This is a genomic window from Amycolatopsis sp. NPDC048633 (genome assembly GCF_040650695.1).
GTDB lineage: Bacteria > Actinomycetota > Actinomycetes > Mycobacteriales > Pseudonocardiaceae > Amycolatopsis.
Window position 1 is genome coordinate 246,637 of the sequence record NZ_JBEZHS010000008.1, and the last position, 16,983, is coordinate 263,619.

General features: G+C 69.4%; 14 protein-coding genes. 8 read left to right on the top strand and 6 right to left on the bottom strand.

What is annotated here, in order from left to right:
• The first annotated feature begins 668 nt into the window (after nt 1–668).
• A complete protein-coding gene (locus AB0C38_RS18145; RefSeq protein WP_360674097.1) occupies nt 669–2,336 on the top strand; it encodes a helix-turn-helix domain-containing protein in 1,668 nt (555 codons plus the stop codon).
• 338 nt (nt 2,337–2,674) lie between these two features.
• Here AB0C38_RS18145 and AB0C38_RS18150 read toward each other — a convergent pair whose 3' ends face one another.
• Together AB0C38_RS18150 and AB0C38_RS18155 are read right to left on the bottom strand one after the other, a co-directional pair.
• Complete coding sequence (locus AB0C38_RS18150) at nt 2,675–3,145, bottom strand: hypothetical protein (protein ID WP_360674100.1); 471 nt, start codon at nt 3,143–3,145, stop codon at nt 2,675–2,677.
• Nucleotides 3,146–3,578: 433 nt separating this feature from the next.
• On the bottom strand, nt 3,579–6,206 hold the full coding sequence (locus tag AB0C38_RS18155; protein ID WP_360674102.1) for a hypothetical protein: 2,628 nt from the start codon (nt 6,204–6,206) through the stop codon (nt 3,579–3,581).
• Nucleotides 6,207–6,637: 431 nt separating this feature from the next.
• Here AB0C38_RS18155 and AB0C38_RS18160 point away from each other — a divergent pair, with 431 nt between their 5' ends.
• The 3 genes from AB0C38_RS18160 (at nt 6,638) to AB0C38_RS18170 (ending at nt 8,949) form a co-directional block, all read left to right on the top strand.
• Nucleotides 6,638–7,000, top strand: coding sequence for a hypothetical protein (locus tag AB0C38_RS18160; protein ID WP_360674105.1), 363 nt, complete (start codon nt 6,638–6,640; stop codon nt 6,998–7,000).
• 57 nt (nt 7,001–7,057) lie between these two features.
• Nucleotides 7,058–8,551: a DUF4185 domain-containing protein gene (locus AB0C38_RS18165; RefSeq protein ID WP_360674107.1), complete on the top strand. Its 1,494-nt coding sequence runs from the start codon at nt 7,058–7,060 to the stop codon at nt 8,549–8,551.
• A gap of 218 nt (nt 8,552–8,769) precedes the next feature.
• Nucleotides 8,770–8,949 (top strand): hypothetical protein, encoded by a 180-nt coding sequence (locus AB0C38_RS18170; RefSeq protein ID WP_360674110.1) that lies wholly within the window; start codon nt 8,770–8,772, stop codon nt 8,947–8,949.
• Between the two features lie 708 nt (nt 8,950–9,657).
• Here the strand turns inward: AB0C38_RS18170 and AB0C38_RS18175 are convergent.
• A complete protein-coding gene (locus AB0C38_RS18175) occupies nt 9,658–10,095 on the bottom strand; it encodes a sugar ABC transporter permease (RefSeq protein ID WP_360674160.1) in 438 nt (145 codons plus the stop codon).
• Nucleotides 10,096–10,409: 314 nt separating this feature from the next.
• On the opposite strand from AB0C38_RS18175, the gene AB0C38_RS18180 reads away from it, so the two are divergent.
• Complete coding sequence (locus AB0C38_RS18180) at nt 10,410–10,781, top strand: DUF742 domain-containing protein (protein ID WP_360674113.1); 372 nt, start codon at nt 10,410–10,412, stop codon at nt 10,779–10,781.
• Nucleotides 10,782–11,456: 675 nt separating this feature from the next.
• Here the strand turns inward: AB0C38_RS18180 and AB0C38_RS18185 are convergent.
• Nucleotides 11,457–12,197: a GAF and ANTAR domain-containing protein gene (locus AB0C38_RS18185; RefSeq protein ID WP_360674116.1), complete on the bottom strand. Its 741-nt coding sequence runs from the start codon at nt 12,195–12,197 to the stop codon at nt 11,457–11,459.
• Nucleotides 12,198–12,306: 109 nt separating this feature from the next.
• Between AB0C38_RS18185 and AB0C38_RS18190 the strand changes: the two genes are divergently transcribed.
• Complete coding sequence (locus AB0C38_RS18190) at nt 12,307–13,038, top strand: GAF and ANTAR domain-containing protein (RefSeq protein ID WP_360674119.1); 732 nt, start codon at nt 12,307–12,309, stop codon at nt 13,036–13,038.
• 7 nt (nt 13,039–13,045) lie between these two features.
• A complete protein-coding gene (locus AB0C38_RS18195) occupies nt 13,046–14,455 on the top strand; it encodes a PP2C family protein-serine/threonine phosphatase (RefSeq protein ID WP_360674122.1) in 1,410 nt (469 codons plus the stop codon).
• Between the two features lie 11 nt (nt 14,456–14,466).
• On the opposite strand, the gene AB0C38_RS18200 is transcribed toward AB0C38_RS18195, so the two are convergent.
• Both AB0C38_RS18200 and AB0C38_RS18205 read right to left on the bottom strand, forming a co-directional pair.
• Nucleotides 14,467–14,862 carry an STAS domain-containing protein gene (locus tag AB0C38_RS18200; RefSeq protein ID WP_360674125.1) on the bottom strand — a complete coding sequence of 132 codons (396 nt, stop codon included), beginning with the start codon at nt 14,860–14,862 and terminating at the stop codon, nt 14,467–14,469.
• Between the two features lie 97 nt (nt 14,863–14,959).
• On the bottom strand, nt 14,960–15,730 hold the full coding sequence (locus tag AB0C38_RS18205) for an ANTAR domain-containing protein (protein WP_360674128.1): 771 nt from the start codon (nt 15,728–15,730) through the stop codon (nt 14,960–14,962).
• A gap of 218 nt (nt 15,731–15,948) precedes the next feature.
• Here AB0C38_RS18205 and AB0C38_RS18210 point away from each other — a divergent pair, with 218 nt between their 5' ends.
• Nucleotides 15,949–16,866 (top strand): PfkB family carbohydrate kinase, encoded by a 918-nt coding sequence (locus AB0C38_RS18210; protein WP_360674131.1) that lies wholly within the window; start codon nt 15,949–15,951, stop codon nt 16,864–16,866.
• The last annotated feature ends 117 nt before the right edge of the window (nt 16,867–16,983 follow it).

Consider the following 16,983-nt stretch of genomic DNA (forward strand, 5'->3'; position numbering starts at 1 on the left):
GCAGGCCATTCACGATCCTCGACATATCGCCGCAATTTCACCACTGACGGGTAGGCACAGGCCTACACCGGGATCGGTGAGCTCACCGGCCGCGTCCAGCTGAGGCGTTCCGCAGCCAAGGCTCTCACCAACGCCGACGCGTTCAGCAGCTTCGGCGGCGAGCGGCGACAAGGCATCGAGGCCACCCGCCGCAGCGTCCACCTACCCTGGCCTGGACGCCTCAGCCTTGCCCGACATGACCCGATTCGAAGTCACCGCCGCCGACCTGTGGGCCACCAGCATCTCCCCCGACACCACCCCGTGCAGTACCTGCGGCAACTGCTCGACCAGCGCGGCGCGATCACCATCGCAGCCCTCGCCAAAGTCGAAGACGGCACCCGGGTCTGGGTCTGTCGGTGGCACAGTCACCCACCGGCAACGGCCTGCGACCGCCAAGCGGGATCACGTTCCTCAACCTCAAGGACGAGACCGCTATGGCCAACGTCCACGTCTCGCCCGGGCTCTGGCTCTGACCGCGGGCGGCTAGACAGCAACGTGTGATCAGCAAGCTGGGACGAAAGCTCACCCTCTGAACAGCGGGCACACCGGTCTCTGGGACCGCGAGAACGCCGTCACAGGTCATCGATTGGGCGCTGGACGAGATAGATTGCTTCGGACAACATTGAACAATGGCCGGAGATGGGGACCAGAACGGCGATCGGCACGCGCAGGAACTCGGGGATCGGCTGGAACAGCTCAAGACGGTCAGTGGCCTCAGCTATGACCGGATCGGGCGCAAGGTTCACTTGAGCAAGTCCGCGGTGCACCGCTACTGCAGAGGAACGAGCGTGCCGCGGGAGTTCGGCACTGTGGAGCGCATCGCGCTGGCGTGTGGTGCGAGCCGTCACGACATGGCCGTCCTGCACGGCCTGTGGGTGCGGGCGACGACGCCCCAGGCAGATGCCGAGGAGAGCGGTCCTTCTCCTGCGCCAGCTGCGGTGCGGCCACTGCCCGTGAGGCACATCCGGGCCAGGCGGAGACCGGCCTGGGCGTTGGTGGCCGCGGTGATCGTCGTGTTTCCGGCCGCCGTTCTGGTCGAGAGCACAACCGGAGACTCACGGTTCGCCGACGGCAGCCCTGCGAACCAGTCGATCGAAGGGCCGGCGTGGAACTTGCCGCCCGTCCGTGTGAAGAGCGAACTGTTCGGGGTCACGATCAACAGTGCCACCGGGTCCATGCCCGCGTTCCGCGTTGGCGCCGTCCGTTTCTGGGACGGCGGGACGCGATGGTCGGAAACGCAGCGGCAGCGCGGGGAGTTCGACTGGACGACGCTGGACCGCCTGGTCGGCGGCGCGGAGAAAGCGGGACTGCCGCCGCTGTTCGTCTTCGGCAGCACGCCGAGGTGGGCCAGTCCGAGTGGCCAGGCAGGCCCCTATCCCGACGGCACTTCGGCGCCTCCGTCCGACCTCGCGGACTGGGACCTGTTCGTCCGGGCGGTGGTCGAGCGCTATCGGGGACGGATCGAGGCGTACGAGCTGTGGGTGCTGGCCAACGACCGCCGGTTCTACACGGGCAGCATCGAGACCCTGGTCGAGATGACGCGCAGGGCGAGCCAGATCATCCGCGCCACCGACCCGTCGGCCACAGTGGTGTGCCCCGGCATGGGCCGGTTGCAGACAGAGGAGGGGCTGTCGTTCCTCCGCCGTTTCATCGAGCTCCACGGATACGACTTCTGCGATGTGGCAGGCATCAAACTGTTCCGCCCGAACGCGTCCGACCCTCCTGAGGTCATGCTCAACCTCACTTCGGCGATCGACAGGTTGATGCACGACGCCGGAGTCCACCCGAGGTTGTGGAGCACCGGCACCGACTATTCGATCGCGACCCAGGCACAGCTCGACGAGGTGACCGCCGGCAACTACGCGGTACGCTTCTTCCTCGTCGGGATGTTCGCGCGGAAGGTCAACCTCGAGCGTCTTTACTTCTACAACTGGGGCGGCACGAAGATCCCCATTGTGCTGCAACCGGTCGGCGGTGTGCCGACGAGGGCCGCGCTCGCCGTGGAGCAACTGCAGCGGTGGCTGCACAGCGCCAGCATCCGTTCGTGCGGCAAGGGTATCGGCGTGAACCTGCCGGGCAATGTCTTCGAGTGCGTCTATTCGGTGACCGACGCGGGTCGAACGTACGATGCGACGATCCGATGGACTGACAGGGGAACGGCAGCGGTCTCGGCACACCCCCACATGTACGAGGTGTGGTACCTCGACGGGACGGTGAAGACCGTCCAAGCCGGTGACACCCTCACGATCACCGAGGAACCCGTTCTCATCGCCTCGAATCCGAGATCGCCTCGCTGACGTCGGAAGTCTGGAGCACCCGACGAACGAGGCTGATCCACCGGACGAGCGTCAGCGCGACGACGGTCATATTTCTCAGGAACAGCAGTATGACTCAGAGTGCGTCACCATGCGGCGCAGCATCCCCGCCAAGAACCCAATGGTCAACGACCTGGCCACCTTCGGCACCGGCTGCACGAACGTCTGCCCGGCGTCCGTGCCCGTCAAGGTCCACTCGTTCACCGACGGGCTACGCACTGCGCGCCGACAGTCGGAAGGGGTGACGACCCCGGGGAGCCTTCCAGGGGTCGTCACCGTCGTTCGTGTCCGGGTTGTCGTTGGAGTCGTGGCCGGAGGAGCTACGGGCAACCTCCGGTGGCCTGGGCGAGGACGGTGGCCGTGCCCCAGTCCTCGACCTTGACGTAGGTGTGACCCAGGCCGATCCGGTTGTAGGTCACCGTCCATGTGTTGAAGGGGACGGTCAACCTGACCCGGTAGCACCAGCCCGCGTCGATGCGTAGCACGTCCCAGTCCTCATAGACCGGGGTGTTGCTGCCCTCCGACAACCAGCGCGAGGTACCAGCGGGGTTCGCGCATCCGGTAGCGGCGGTGCCCGTGGTGCCGTGGTCGCACGTCCAGTGCTTGTAAACGGCGACCGGGAGGCTGCTCTGGTTGGCGATGTACGAGCAGCATGCTTGAACGGTGGGTTGGCCGGCTGTCGCCGCAGGCGGTGTGATCGCTGCCGCGGCAACGGCGGGTCGATCGGCAGCCGCGGCCGGTGCGATCACTGTCGTCGCGACGGCGGCGACGCCGAACGCGATCGCCGACATTCGTCGCAGTCTGATTCCGAGTCGACTCATGACGTCCCCTCTGTGGTGTAGGTGTGACGTCGACAACCGTGCGGGCAGGTGCAAGCGAGTGGCAATAGGGTCGAGACGGTACGGGACGCTTGGGACGTTTGTGTGCCGCTGGCCAGGCGCGACGCGGCGTGTTGGGACGGCTCTCGTGTCGGGAGCCATCGAGCGCCCGCGCCGACGGCATCGGGTTCTGTGGCTAGCCCGCTGTGCTCGCTTCGGTGTCGCCGGAGGTCTTCGCTTCGAGAAGCTTCTGCTTGGCGCAGGCCGGGCAGTCCACGAGACGATCGGATTTCAACGCAGCATGGGATAGACGCCGGCCAGTAACGGCCTCCGGTGCGCACGGACCGATCTCAGCCATCACGGCGGTCATGGATTCCGCTCGACGGAGGTCGGGCAGCTCAGCTGGTCACCGATGGTCGCACGGCGGCTGATAAGGCACTCCCGAAAAGAAGCGGTTCCACGCATCCGGCGTGAGATCGGAGGCACCCCTTTCGCACACCAGTGCGGCAGCCTCGTCCGGGCTGATCCGCTCGATCGGCACCGCCGGGATGCTCCAGAGCAGCGCCGAGTCGTCGTCGCTCCCGGTCATCAGGAGCCGGCCGTCCCGCGAAAACGTAGCCGCCACCACCGGCGCGGAATGCCCGCGCAGGACGGCGAACGTCGCGGGGACGGCACCGTCAACGCGCCACAACCGGACTGTCTGGTCTTCGCTCGCTGTAGCGACGGTGCCGTCCGAACTGAAGGCCACCGAGCGCACCGTCCCGTCGTGTCCGGTCAGCACAGCTCGTTCGCGCACCGCCAGCGGACTGCCCACGTCCCAGAGGCGTGCGGTGCGATCCTGGCTCCCGGAGGCGAGGAGTCGGCCGTTCGGCCCGAACGCCACCCACACCACCGGACCCCTGTGCCCGTACAGGAATTTCGGAGGACCCGGCCGCCGCGGGTCGGTTACATCCCACAGGGCCGTCGTGCCATCCCAGTTGGCTGTCGCCAAGAGCCGCTGGTCATTCGTGAACGCGGCGGACACGACGCCACCGTGTCCGGCCGCCAGAGTAGTCAACTCGATCGGTGCTTCAGGCCTCGTGACATTCCACAATTTCGCGGTGCCGTCGGTGCTTGTCGTGACTAGCAATGTTCCGTCAGCACTGAAGCCGGCGAAATTGACGTCGTCACGGTGCGTACGCAGGACAGTCACCTGGACGACTCGGCGCGGGTCTCCGACGGCCCACAATCGCGCCGCGCCGTCCCACCCGGCTGTGGCCAGCAGCCGGCTGTCCGGGCTGAAGGCGACGTGGTTGACACTGTCGTTGTGGCCGTCGAGGGTGGCCAAGACGGTGGCTCGCGGCCGTCTGGCGGTGTCCCAGAGCATGACCGTGCCGTCATGGCTTGCTGTGGCGCCGAGGCGTGAGTCCGGCGACAGCGCGACCGCGTTGACGTGGCCCCGGTGGCCGGTGAGACGGCCGCCGGTCGGAACCGGCACACTGTTCAAAAGCGCGTTCTTCGCCTCGTCCGAAGGAGCGAACCGGAACGCGGCGACACTCAGCTGCGCAGCGAGTGCAGGATCAACCGCGCGGAGACCCGCTGCCTTCCCGGCAGCGACTTCCGACAGGGCGTTGTTTCGTTGCTCTGACGTGGCCGCCTCCGCACGCAGGACGAGAATGATCGCCGTCGCCGCGAAGAGGAGCAGCACGCACAACACCGCGGTGAGCTGCCGTGCGCGCAACGCATGCTTTTGTGCCATGGCCAGCTCCCGGCCCGCTGCCGCCTCACTCGCTTCGAGGAACTCTCGTTCGAGCGCGTTCACCGCGCTACCCGGCCGGCCCGCCCACTCACGGCCTGCTTCGAGTGAAGCCCCACGATAAAGCGCACCTGGGTCCCGCTCGAGCGAGTCCCAGATCCGCGCCGCATCGATGATCCTGCGGTGGATGCGCAGACCTTCCCGGTCATCGGCAAGCCAGTCGCGAAGCCGGGGCCAGCCCTGGATGAGCGCTTCGTGGGTCAGTTCGAGCGTGTCGCGGTCGCGGGTGAGCAGACGGGCCTCGATCAGCTGATCGACGACGAACCGGCCGACTGGCGTCAAGTCGAGTTCCGTGACGGGGACCCGGCGCTTCACGTCGAGCGAGCCGACGCCCGCCGTCGTCAACCTCGCCAGGAGCGGCCTGACCGTTCGACGCTGTTCGTCATCGAAGTTGCCATATACGGCGTCGGCCGTACGGGCAAGGGCACCGGTGATCCCACCCGCCACCTGGTACCCGGCGATCGTCAGTGTGGTGCCTCGTCTTCGCTTCCAGGTCTCAAGCAGCACATGGGACAGCAGCGGCAACGCCCCGACATCTCCGTCGGCCTCGGCGATCAAGGTGGCGAGCAACGAGCCCTCGACGGCGCAGCCGACGCGCAACGCAGGCTGCACGATCGCGCTGCGCAACTCGGCCGCGCTCATCGGCCCGACGGTGATCTGCGCTTCTCGCAGCGCCTCGACGAGCCGGGCATGTCTGGCGCAGTGGACGTAGAAGTCAGCTCGGACGCCGATGAGAACACGGCATCTGCTGCTCGGCGCCTCCGCGGCGGTGACGAGCAGGTCGAGGAACCGGGTGCGTTCCGCCTCGTCTTGACAATGTGTGAAGAGCTCCTCGAACTGGTCGACAACGATGACCAGTTCGGGGTCCTCCTCGCCCGGGCGCCGGACGGTTCGGTACAGGGCGCGCGCGTCGGCCATCAACTCCTCACGCAACGAACCGACCGGACGGTCGAGCATGGCGGCGAGCTGGACGGCCAGCTCTTCCACGGGTTCCCCGCCCGGCGTGAAGACGAGCGCGTGCTCAAGACGTGGCAGCAGCCCGGCACGCAGAACCGAGGACTTGCCCGCGCCGGAGGCGCCGAACACCCCGAGGAACCGCCGGCTGCGCAACTTCGCTTCGATGTCGCGCACCAGCTGCTCGCGACCGAAGAACCGCGCGGCGTCCTTCTCTTGGAACGTGGCCAATCCCGAGTACGGCGCTTCGATGTCGTCCTGGACCGGTGACACGGCCAGTGCCACGGCAAGCTCGTGCCATCGCTGCTCCCACTCCGCCACGTCCCCCTCACAGCCACGCACGTAGGCGAGTGTGATCTGCAGGCTCGGCAACTTCCGGCCGCTCGCAGCTTCCGACAATGCGGCGGCAGAACAATGCGCGCTGGCAGCGAGAGTCCGATAAGTGGGCTGGCCCGCCTTCTCCCGCAACAGCCTCAGGTCTCCCGCGAAGCGCCGCAAGCTGCTGTTCCCACCAGCCAAAGGACTTTCCCGACGCGGCATTCCACTCCCCTAAGTGCCCTGGCGACGTAGGGACCGTTGTACACCGTTTGATGTTCATGGTCCGTCTTCCGACGGTGAACAACCCGATCGCAGTAGACCGGGAAAGCGGCTTCCGAGCACTACCCACACCTGGATGCCCGGCAAAGTGACGGATCGCTCAGGAAAGGAACATCGAAATGAGACTCCGCAGGACTCTGCAAGCAGCAACGCTCGCCGCCGCGGCGGCGGTGCCCACCCTCCTCGCCGGCGCACCGGCCCAGGCGCAGGCACCCGTCCTCGAAGCGACCGCCTGCGACCGGCAGGTCTGTGTCGGCTACGACGGCGACAAGAACGGCTACTACGCCAGCGCAACCGGCTTCGGCTACTACGGGCACGTCGACCTCTGGGGCCCGGGCATTTCCTTCCGTAACAGCCCCTCGAAGCAGGACCCCTCCATCTCCGCGAACGGGGTCGGCTCCACGTGGCTGTGCGCGCACGGCTGGAAGGAGCAGAGCGGCAACTTCATCGACATGGGCTTCCCCTGCGTGTGGGTGGCCTGACCGGACGGGAACCAGGGTGGTCCCGCATCTCGCGGGACCACCCGCTCGGGAGGAACCATGAATCTGTCGTGGAAGAATTTGTTGCCGGCCACCATTATTCTCTTCTCCGGCGGGCCCAATGCGGAGTCGAGTCAGCCTATCCCGGTTGCGACTACCGTTTCCCTTGTCGCCGGACAAGGCGGCAACGATTTCAACCACACCGGAGAACGTTTCGGCGTGCACGGCACCGACCTCGGAGTGATGTGGCGGGACAGCCGCGGCCGGACCGCGATAGCGTTCGGCGACACGTACGGAGAAGGCTGGGGCGGGCACGGCGCGGGACCGGACTCCGCGGACTGGCGGTTCACCACACTCGCCCACTCCACCGACACCGAACTCACCGACGGTCTCGGCATCGACAGTATGGTCACCGACCGTCCCGGACACGCCAAACAGCTGCTCGGTCGCGATCCCACGGTTTCCGAAGTGACGGTGATCCCCACCGCGGGCATCAGCGTGGGTGGCCGCGACTACCTGCACTACATGTCGGTGCGCAGCTGGGCGACCGGTGGCCGCTGGACGACGAACTACGCAGGTCTCGCCTATTCCGACGACGGGGGCGTCACCTGGGCCAAGGACGCGGTGACGCGATGGCCGAACACCGGCGGCAGCGCTCGGTTCCAGCTGGGCGCGTTCGCTCACCGCGACGGGTTCGTGTACCTCTTCGGCACACCCAACGGCCGCCTGGGTGACGGCTACCTGGCACGCGTTGCGGAAACGTCACTCCTTACCATCGACGACTACGAATACTGGACCGCCTCCGGCTGGCGGACCGGCACGGCAGACGAGGCGATCCCGGTCATGGCCGGGCAAGTCGGCGAACTTTCCGTCCAATACAACACTTTTCTCGGCGCCTGGGTGGCTCTGCACCTCGACGAGAGCCGCTCGGCCATTGTGCTGCGCACCGCGCCGGGACCGACTGGCCCGTGGAGCGGAGGGACCGTCGTCGCCCGAGGAGCCGACCACCCCGGGCTCTACGGGTCCTACCTCCATCCGTCGAGCGAGTCCGAACTCTACTTCGCGATGTCGGAGTGGGACCCCTACCACGTCAAGCTGCTGCGGTTTCCCCTGACCGGGCTCCCACCGAGCACGAACATCGCGCAGGACGGCGACTTCGAAGACCCAGCGCTCGGGCCGTGGCGCGGTGCCGGCAATGCCGGCGTCGACCGCGGACTCGGCAACGCCCGCTCAGGCAAGAACAACGGCTGGGTCCACAACACCTCGGGCTGGAACGAACTCGCCCAGCACGTGGTCCTCCGGCCGGGCGCCCGGTACCGGCTCAGCGGTTGGATACAGAGCTCGGCCACGACATCGGATGGCTACTTCGGCGTTCGGAACGGCACGTTCCGCGTCGAGCAGAAGTTCAGCCGACTGCCCGCGTACCAGCGCGTCAGCGTCGAGTTCACCTCATCGGTCGCCGAGGCCGACATCTACGCAGGAGTGTGGGCGGCGGGCAACCAGGCCACCTGGGCGAGGATCGACGACGTCACCCTCGAGAACCTCGACCAGTAGCGGACGCGGGGAGGTCGTGGCGACGAACTCAGCCGCGACCAACCGCCCCAGGGCCGACGCCAGCCACGGTTGGTACCCAGTGATCCATACCCTGCCCTGGTTGCCGAGGCCATCGAGCAGGGCACGCGTGCGCACCGGCGGTGGCACAGCCACCGGCGCGACGTGGCCGCCTCTCCGAATGGGCACCTCGACACCACCGTCCAGCACGAGCCCGGCTGTTGGCCGGTGGCGAGACCACCGACCACGAGGCGGTCCAGAAGTCGCCCGAAGAGCGCGAGTTCATCCGGCGCAGCGCTGCGGCCTGGGGCCAGGCCCACCTGGCCGCCGGTGGCGAACCGGAGCACGTCGCGGCCGCGGTCGAGGCCACCACCAAGTTCTACGCACCCGACCCGACCTGACATCCCCACTGCGGTGCGCTGACCAGCATCCCTGGTGCTCCGTCACTGACGCGTTACCCCGGTCTACCTGCAGAAAGTCGGCAAAGAGTGGCGCGGGCCGACATCTCGCGAGGTTGTCGAACATCCCCCGGTCGGGTGTTCATGATCTGCAACCTCGTCACGGAACGCTGAGGTGCGGGTTCACCGGTGTGCGCGGACTCCACCAGGGCATACGGTGCGCCGGGCTCGCGTAGGGGGCGAGACCGGCGCACCGCCTGCCTTGCCGTCGAAGACGCCCTCAGCGACGAAATCCCGGCACGGCACGCGTTCCCGGGCGCCCTCGGCGGGGCGTCGACGTCGTAACAGCCGGGATCGCCTGGTCGACATCGGCATTGCGGCACCCGCCGCGGGCCTGGGACCGGCGACAGCTTTCCTCCCCCGAGACTGCCGCCGCCCCAGGACCTTCCGCGAACTCCCCCGCAATGACCGCGCCGCACGCCTCGCGTCGAACGACGCCACCAAGCGTCTCCCGGCGAGGGCACGGGCAGCGACGAACTCCACGCCGAGACCGCTGAAGCCGGGTCAAGCGGGGGACGTGCAGCAGCACCCCGCCGCCGCTGCGAGGCTGCCGGATGGCCAGGTTCACCAGCACGTAGACCGGGAACGCGAAGACCAGCCCGACGGCGATCATCACCAGTTCCAGCGTCAACGTCCGGCCGCGATAGCGGTTCACGACACGGCCTTCTCGGCCCGCGACAACCCGAGGTACTGCCCCGTCGAGGCCACCGACACGATGATCGTCAACACCACCGCCAGCGCGATGCTGTACCCGAACTCCCCCAGCGTGAAGGCGTCCTTGTAGATCAACGTCGACAGCGTGTCAGTCGCGTGACCAGGACCGCCGCCGGTGAGCGCATACACCTGGTCGAACAGCTTGATCCCGCCGATGATCGAGAGCATCAGGTTGATCGTGAACGCCGGCGCGAGCAACGGCCGCGTCACCGACCAGAACCGCCGGACCGCCCCGGCCCCGTCGATCGCGGCCGCCTCGTGGATCTCGCGCGGAATCGACTGCAGCCCGGCCAGGAAGATCACCATCGAGTAGCCGGCGAACTGCCACACGATCACGCCCACGACCGACCACAGCGCGATGTCCGGGTCCCCCAGCCGTGCTGACCAGCGGCTGGGCCGGACACTGCTCGCGGGCGGCGATCGCGGGTATGCCGGACCTCGGCGTCGCCGCGGCTACCGAGCTCGGCGTGACTTGGACCGGTTCGCAAAGCCTTGGGGTGAACACCGCCAGCAGCCAAGCTGACGGCGACAATGCTGCGGCGCGTCGACCAAATGGTGCAGCTTCCTGGATGTCGCGAGCAGACGACGAAGCCACCGACTGTTACCAGCTCTTTACCCGTTCGGACGATTGCCGACGATGGTCGACCGACAAATAATTTCGACAGTCGTCAATGCAGTGAGGAGCCGAAGTGGAGCCGGCGTTAGGGCTCGACCCGGGCACGGCAGACCTTGTCCGCCCGTACTTCCGCACCCATGGACGTACGCGGCCGACGCGCACGCTCCCCGTCGAAACGCTCATTGCGGCAACCGAGCGAGGCCGTGCTCCGGAGCACGGCTGCTCCCGGGAAGAGGCCGCAATCTGCCTCCTGTGCCGCTCGTCGCAATCGGTCGCGGAAATCGCCGCGTATCGACGAATTCCCCTGGGCGTCGCACGGGTCCTGGTGTCCGACCTCGCCGACCGTGGTCTGGTGGCAGTCCAGGACACGCAGCTGACCCCAGGCGATCGTCCCAGCATCGACTTCATGGAGCGGGTCCTTCGTGGGCTTCACGCGATGACCTGACCAACTCTCGCCGCAACGCCAGGAGAAGGCGATCGCGAACGCCGATCAGCAGCAGAAGTCGATCCTGCGGCAGGCACGCCAGGGAGATCCTGACAACCCGTTCACGCAAGGGCTGCGCGAGAGCTACAACGAGCTCGAGCGCCAGAAGAAGATCTGACTCGCGGCGATCACCCACCTCGACGAAGCTGGGGCTGACCAGCCCGCCATCCCGACCGAGTCCGATCTGGGCCTGCTGGAGGTCCTGCCCTACCTCGCCGTGAACCTCGCGTCCGCCCCGCTGCCACTCCTCCGTGAACTCTTCGAGGCCACCCAGCTGACTGTCCAGTCCACGGGCTGGGAGACGAGGTGACGATCACGGTTAACCACCTGTTGACCGTCAGCCACCACCCCGAAAACCCTTCCAACGTGGGCCAGGTGGATTTGAATGGTAGTTCCGCTGCCTCAGCGCGCCGATAAGGAATACAAAGAAAAAAGCCGCCCGGTTCGGTTTCCCGAGGGGCGGCTCCGTGACCTGACGGTTTCCCGTCACGGCGAGGAGCCGGCACCACAAAGCAGGCAGGCGAGCCACGCGCAGGAAAACCACGTGACGCCTTCCCCCGTGCTCGCCATGACTTTGCTCCCGTCGAAGTGATGTGCATTCATCGTGCACCAGCCCCGCACCGGCGTCAATCGAATTCACACCACGCCACTGGACACCACCCGCGCGACGAATTGTTCCGCGACTTCGCGCAGTTTCACGTTCTCCCGCTGGGACTGCTCGACGAGGAGGGCGAACGCGCCGTCGGCGTCCACCCGGCGGATCGCCATCAGCATGCCCTTGGCCTGGTCGATGACCGCGCGCGACGTCAGCGCCGTCCGCAGGTGCTCGGCCGTCTCGCGGGCCTGTGCGTAGCGGTGGTACATGCGGAACACCGCTTCCACCGCGGCCGTGTACAGCTCGAGCAGCTGGGCTTCGATCTCCTCGAAACCGTCGTCCTGGCGCCCGTAGCAGTTGATCGCGCCGGAGTACTCCTCGTCCGCCACCAGCGGCGCGGCGAGGAAGCTCCCGAAACCCGCTTCCCGGGCGCCGCTCGCGAACGACGGCCAGCGCTCCAGCGCGTCGGACACCGACGTGCGGACGATCTTGCCGCTGCGGACCGACTCCAGGCACGGGCCGTCGCCGAGGACGTACTGGTCGTGGTCGAGCTCGCCCACGATGGCGGCGGTCGCGGACGCCGTGTGCGGCTCGTCGCCGCTCACCAGCGTGATCGATGCCTCGTCCACTCCCGGGACCGCGTGGCGCACCTGCAGGCACACGTGCCGCAGCAGGATCCGGAAATCATCCTCCTGCCGCAGGACGGCGGTCAGGGCCTCGAGCGCCCCGGTGACGTCGTCGAGCAACGGTGAAGCCGTCGCGGTGGCCTCCGGCAGTTCCATGTCCACTCCTCCCGCTGGGACGCGAGTGTCCGGGTACCCACTTCACGCGGACCCATGTCCCCGGGTCAGGGCAGGTTTGACGGCGGCCTCCGCTTGGTAATCAGCGGCCATGGCGACGGACGAGGCGGCTGAGCTACCGCTGGACGGTGAGCTGGCGGGGGTCGCGGCGCGGATGTCGGGCCTGCTGCTCTCGCGGGAGACCGTCGATTCGGTGCTCGAGCTGATCGTCTCGCTCGCCGCGACGACGATCGCCTCCGCGGCGGGTGCCGGGGTGACGCTCGTCGACGACGAGGGCCGGCCCGCCACGACGAGCGCGTCCGGCCCGCAGGTGCGCGACGCCGATACCTTGCAGTACCAGCTGGGCGAAGGCCCCTGCCTGAGCGCGCTCGCGGAGTGCGCGCCGATGCGGATCGACGACGTCACCGCCGAGCGGCGCTGGCCGCGGTGGTGCGCCGCGGCCGGCGACGCGGGACTGCGCTCGGTGCTGACCACGCCGCTCGTCACCGAAGACGGCTGCCTGGGCGCCATCAAGATCTACGCGACGGAGTCCCGCGCCTTCAGCCGCTCCGACGAGGAGACGCTCGCGACGTTCGCCGGCCGGGCCGCGGTCCTCGTCGCCAACGCCCGCGCGTACGAGCGGGCGAGCCGCTTCAGCGAGCGGTTCAAGAACACCCTCCGCGACCGTGACGCGGTCACCATGGCGAAGGGGTTCCTGATGGGCCGCGACGGCTTCGACGAGGACGCCGCCTTCGACCGCCTGCTGGCGCTGGCACGCGCCGGCGCCCACAGCCCGGCCGAGGCCGCCGCGGACCTGCTCGCCCCCGCGCGACGGGGAGAGTGAGCCGCCGATGCGCTTCTTGCCCGAGAAGGAACAGCAGCGGCTGCTCGCCGCCTGCTTCGCGCGGAGCCGGCTGACGCCGGAACAGCTGTGGATGCGCTACTTCGCGCTCGGCGGCAGCCAGAGCCTGCTGGAGCTGGACGCCTACCTCAACGGGCTGACCACCCTGCCCCGGGTCGACCGCGACATGACGGCCCACGCCGTCAACGAGCGGCTCGACGAGCTGGCTGGCCCGCCCCGCGCGCCCTACAGCCATTCGGCCCGCGACGGGAAGCCGCTGCACGGCCCGCTGAAGGCGCTCGTCGACCTGCTCGAAGGCGCTCACCGCGCGCCGCCCGAGCGGCTGCCCGCCGTCGTCGCCGAAGCCGGCCGCGCGCTCGACCTCCGGATCGGCATCTACCTCGCCGACTACGACCAGCGGACGCTCGTGCCGCTGCGCGCGGAGGCCGCCGGGGAGCTGGACATCGAGACGAGCGTCGCCGGGGACGTCTTCCGCCGCGCGGGGACCGCCGTGACGCGGGACGGGCCCGACCCCACCCTGTGGACGGTGCTGCTCGACGGCGTCGAGCGGCTCGGGGTGCTGGAGATCGTGCCGACCGACGGCGCCGACCCGGACGACCCGGCGCTGCGGGAGCAGTGCCACTGGCTGGCGACCCTGCTCGGCCACCTCGTAACGGTCACGACCCGGTACGGCGACGGTCTCGACGTGCGGCGGCGCCGGCAGCACCGCGCCTCCCCCGCCGAACTGCTGTGGCAGAGCCTGCCGCCGCTGACCGGCGCGACCGGCAGCGTGGTCGTCGGCGCGAGCGTCCAGCCGGCGTACGACCTGTGCGGGGTGGTGTTCGACTACGCGCTCTCGGAACGACGGGCGCGGCTGGCGATGTTCGACGCGGGCCCGCGCACGGACGGGGCGAGCTACGCGGTGGTCAACGCCCTCTCGGCCTACCGGGCGGCGCGACGCGACGGGGCTTCGCTCGGGGAGCAGTACACCGCCGTCGGCCGCGAGCTGGCGGGCTCGGCGACGGTCGTCTCCGGGGTGCTCGCGGAGCTGGACCTGCGGACCGGCGCGCTGCGCTGGCTGGCCGCCGGGCACCCGGCACCGCTGATCGTCCGCGACGGCCGGGCACTGCCGGATCCCGGTCCCGCCGCGACGCCGTTCCGCACCGACGAGCGGCCGCCCCACGCCGAGGAGGTGCGGCTGCGGCCCGGTGACGTGCTCGCGCTGTACTCGCACGGCCTGGCCGAGACGGCCGACCGGTCCGGGACGCCGTTCGGGCGGGAGCGGGTGGCCGGCTACCTCGCGGACGGGACGCTGCCGCCGGAGACCGCGCGGCTGCTGACCCGTGCCGTCGTCGGCCACGGGACGGGCGAGCTGCGGTCGGACGCCGGCGTCCTCGTCGCCCGCTGGGCACCGCACTGAGCACGGCGTGCTCAGCAGGCCGCGTTCTGCATCCCCGCCGACAACAGCTCCCGCAGCGCGTCCGAGAGCGAAGCGAACATCGGGACCACCGCGGCCAGTCCCGTGATCCGGAACAGCCGCGCCAGGGTCCGGCTGTTCGCCACCACCCCGAACCGCCCGCCGTCGGCAGCCGCGAGCTCCGCGGCCGCCGCCAGGACGCGGGCGCCGGCCAGGCCGAGGAACGCCACCTGGGTCAGGTCCACCACCGTCGTGCCCGGTGGGGACGCCGCCAGCTCGTGCTTCAGGATCGGCAGGGTCAGGGTGTCGATCTCGCCGGCGAAGGTCAGCACCAGCAGGCCGGGGCGGTACTCCGTCCGGCGCGCCGTGAGCGGCGCGGACCGGGTGGGAACCGGGGTGACAGGGGACACGGGTTCGGCAGGCCTTCCGCGCCGGCGCGGGGCCGGCGTCGCAGCGGGGTGATCAAGGTCGGGGTCTTGATACCCAAACCGCCGGAACGGAAACGCCCTATTCCGCGGTGAACGCCGACCAGAGCCGCTCGGCCGCGTGCCGGGCCGGGGCGCCGGGCCGGATCTCCGGCACGCCACCGGCCTCGGGCGCGTGCCGGCCCCCGAGGTGCTCGACCAGCGCGACGGCCAGCTCGCGGACCTTCACGTTGAACTCCTGGCTGGCGCGGCGCAGCGTCTGCCAGGCCTCGTCCGGGGAACACCGCCGGACCGCCATGACCGCGCCTTTCGCCTGCTCGATGGCGGCGCGGGAGGCCAGCAGGTCCAGCGTCTGGTCCGGGTCGCCGGTGGTGGCGGTCTCGGCGACGACCAGGGTCATCTCGGTGAGCTTCTCGTACCGGCGCAGGATCGCGACGATCTCGGCGCCGGGCGGCCGGTCGAACATCGCGGACAGCACGAACGCGCTGCTGTCGTCCCAGAAGCCGGGCAGGGCGGCCGCGCCGCGGACCCCGGCGAGCCGCGGGTGGCCCGCGAACACGGCCTCGCGGGTGAGCCCGGGCCAGCGTTCGTCGGCGAAGAGGTCGTCCGTCGTCACCGGCTCACCGGTGCCGGCCGCGACGGGGACCGGGCCCCCGTGCGCCAGCTGGGCCGGCAGCAGGTCGGCGGCGACGCCCGCGGCGGCCAGCACGCGCGACGGCCGGCCGCCGTAGCCGATCGTGAGGCCCGCGCCGAGGCATCCCGGCAGCTCGCCGGTGATCCGCTCCAGCAGTGCCTGCAGCAACTCCGTCAGCGGTCTCCACCGGTCCGCCGCGTTCATCAGTGTCTCGGTCACCCGAACCTCTCTTCCACCGGGTCTTCGTCCTATTGATTTACCCGATGTCGCGGTGATCCACATCCGGACGCCGGACGAACCGGCGCGTCCGTCCGGCGCAACGGCGGATCACCCGGTCACGAGCCCGCACGACCCGATCGAGCGGTTTGGGCCTGGTCCGGGCCGGGGTAGCCGATCTTCGTCGACCGAGGAGGCCCCATGGACCGGCGGTACCGGTGATGTTCAGCGAAGTCGTGGTGGTCGGGCAGATCGCCCGCGACCTGGTGGTCGAGGTCCCCGAAGCGTCGGTGACCCAGCGGCCGGAGCTGCTCGGCGGGAAGGGCGCCCACCAGGCCGTTGCGCTGAGCCAGCTCGGCGTGGCGGTGTCGCTGGTCGGCGTCGTCGGGCAGGACGCCGCCGGTGACGCGCTGCGCGCCCGCGCCCGGGCCGACCGGATCGGCACCACGCACGTGGTCCGCCGGCCGGACACCGAGACGGCGCTCATCGTCGACGTGGTCGACGACCGGGGCCGCCGCCGTTACCTCGAGCACGTCCCGGACGCGACGCTGGTGACCGAGACGGACGTCTTCGCCGCGGCCGCCCCGATCTCGGCGGCCGGATCCCTGATCGTCCAGCTGCAGCAGCCCGCCCCGGCGGCGTTGCTGGCGGCCCGGCTCGCGCACACCGCGGGCACGCGGGTCGTCCTCGACGGCGTCCCCGGAGACGGCACTTTCGCCACGGAGCTCCTCGCGCTCGCCGACGTCGTGCGCGCCGGCGACCGCGAGGCCGAGCTGCTCACCGGGCAGCCGGTGGACGACGTCGCGAGCGCGGCCCGCGCCGCGGCGGACCTGCGGCGGCGCGGGCCATCGGTGGTCGTGCTCGAGGTGGCCGGGCAGGGGAACCTGTTCGCCGGCCGGGCGGAGTCGTGGTTCGTGCCGCACGTCGAAACCGAGGTCGTCGACCCCACCGGGGCCGGGGACGCGCTGGTGGCGGCCCTGACCGCGGCGCTGACCCGCCGTCGTCCGCTGGAGACGGCGGCGTGCCTGGCGGTCGCGGCAGCCGCGGCCACGACCGAGCACGCGGGCGGGCGGCCGCACCTGTCGCGTGCCGACCTCGACCGGCTCCAGCCCCGGGCACTCGAGGCCGTCCACGCCTGACGGGGCCGCGGAGGTCGCGAATGACTCATTCGGGACCTCCGCGGCCCCCACATGTGAAATCGATAGCCAACCTCATAATAAAAAAGATTATTTTTATTTTTTGGAGGTTATCATCGT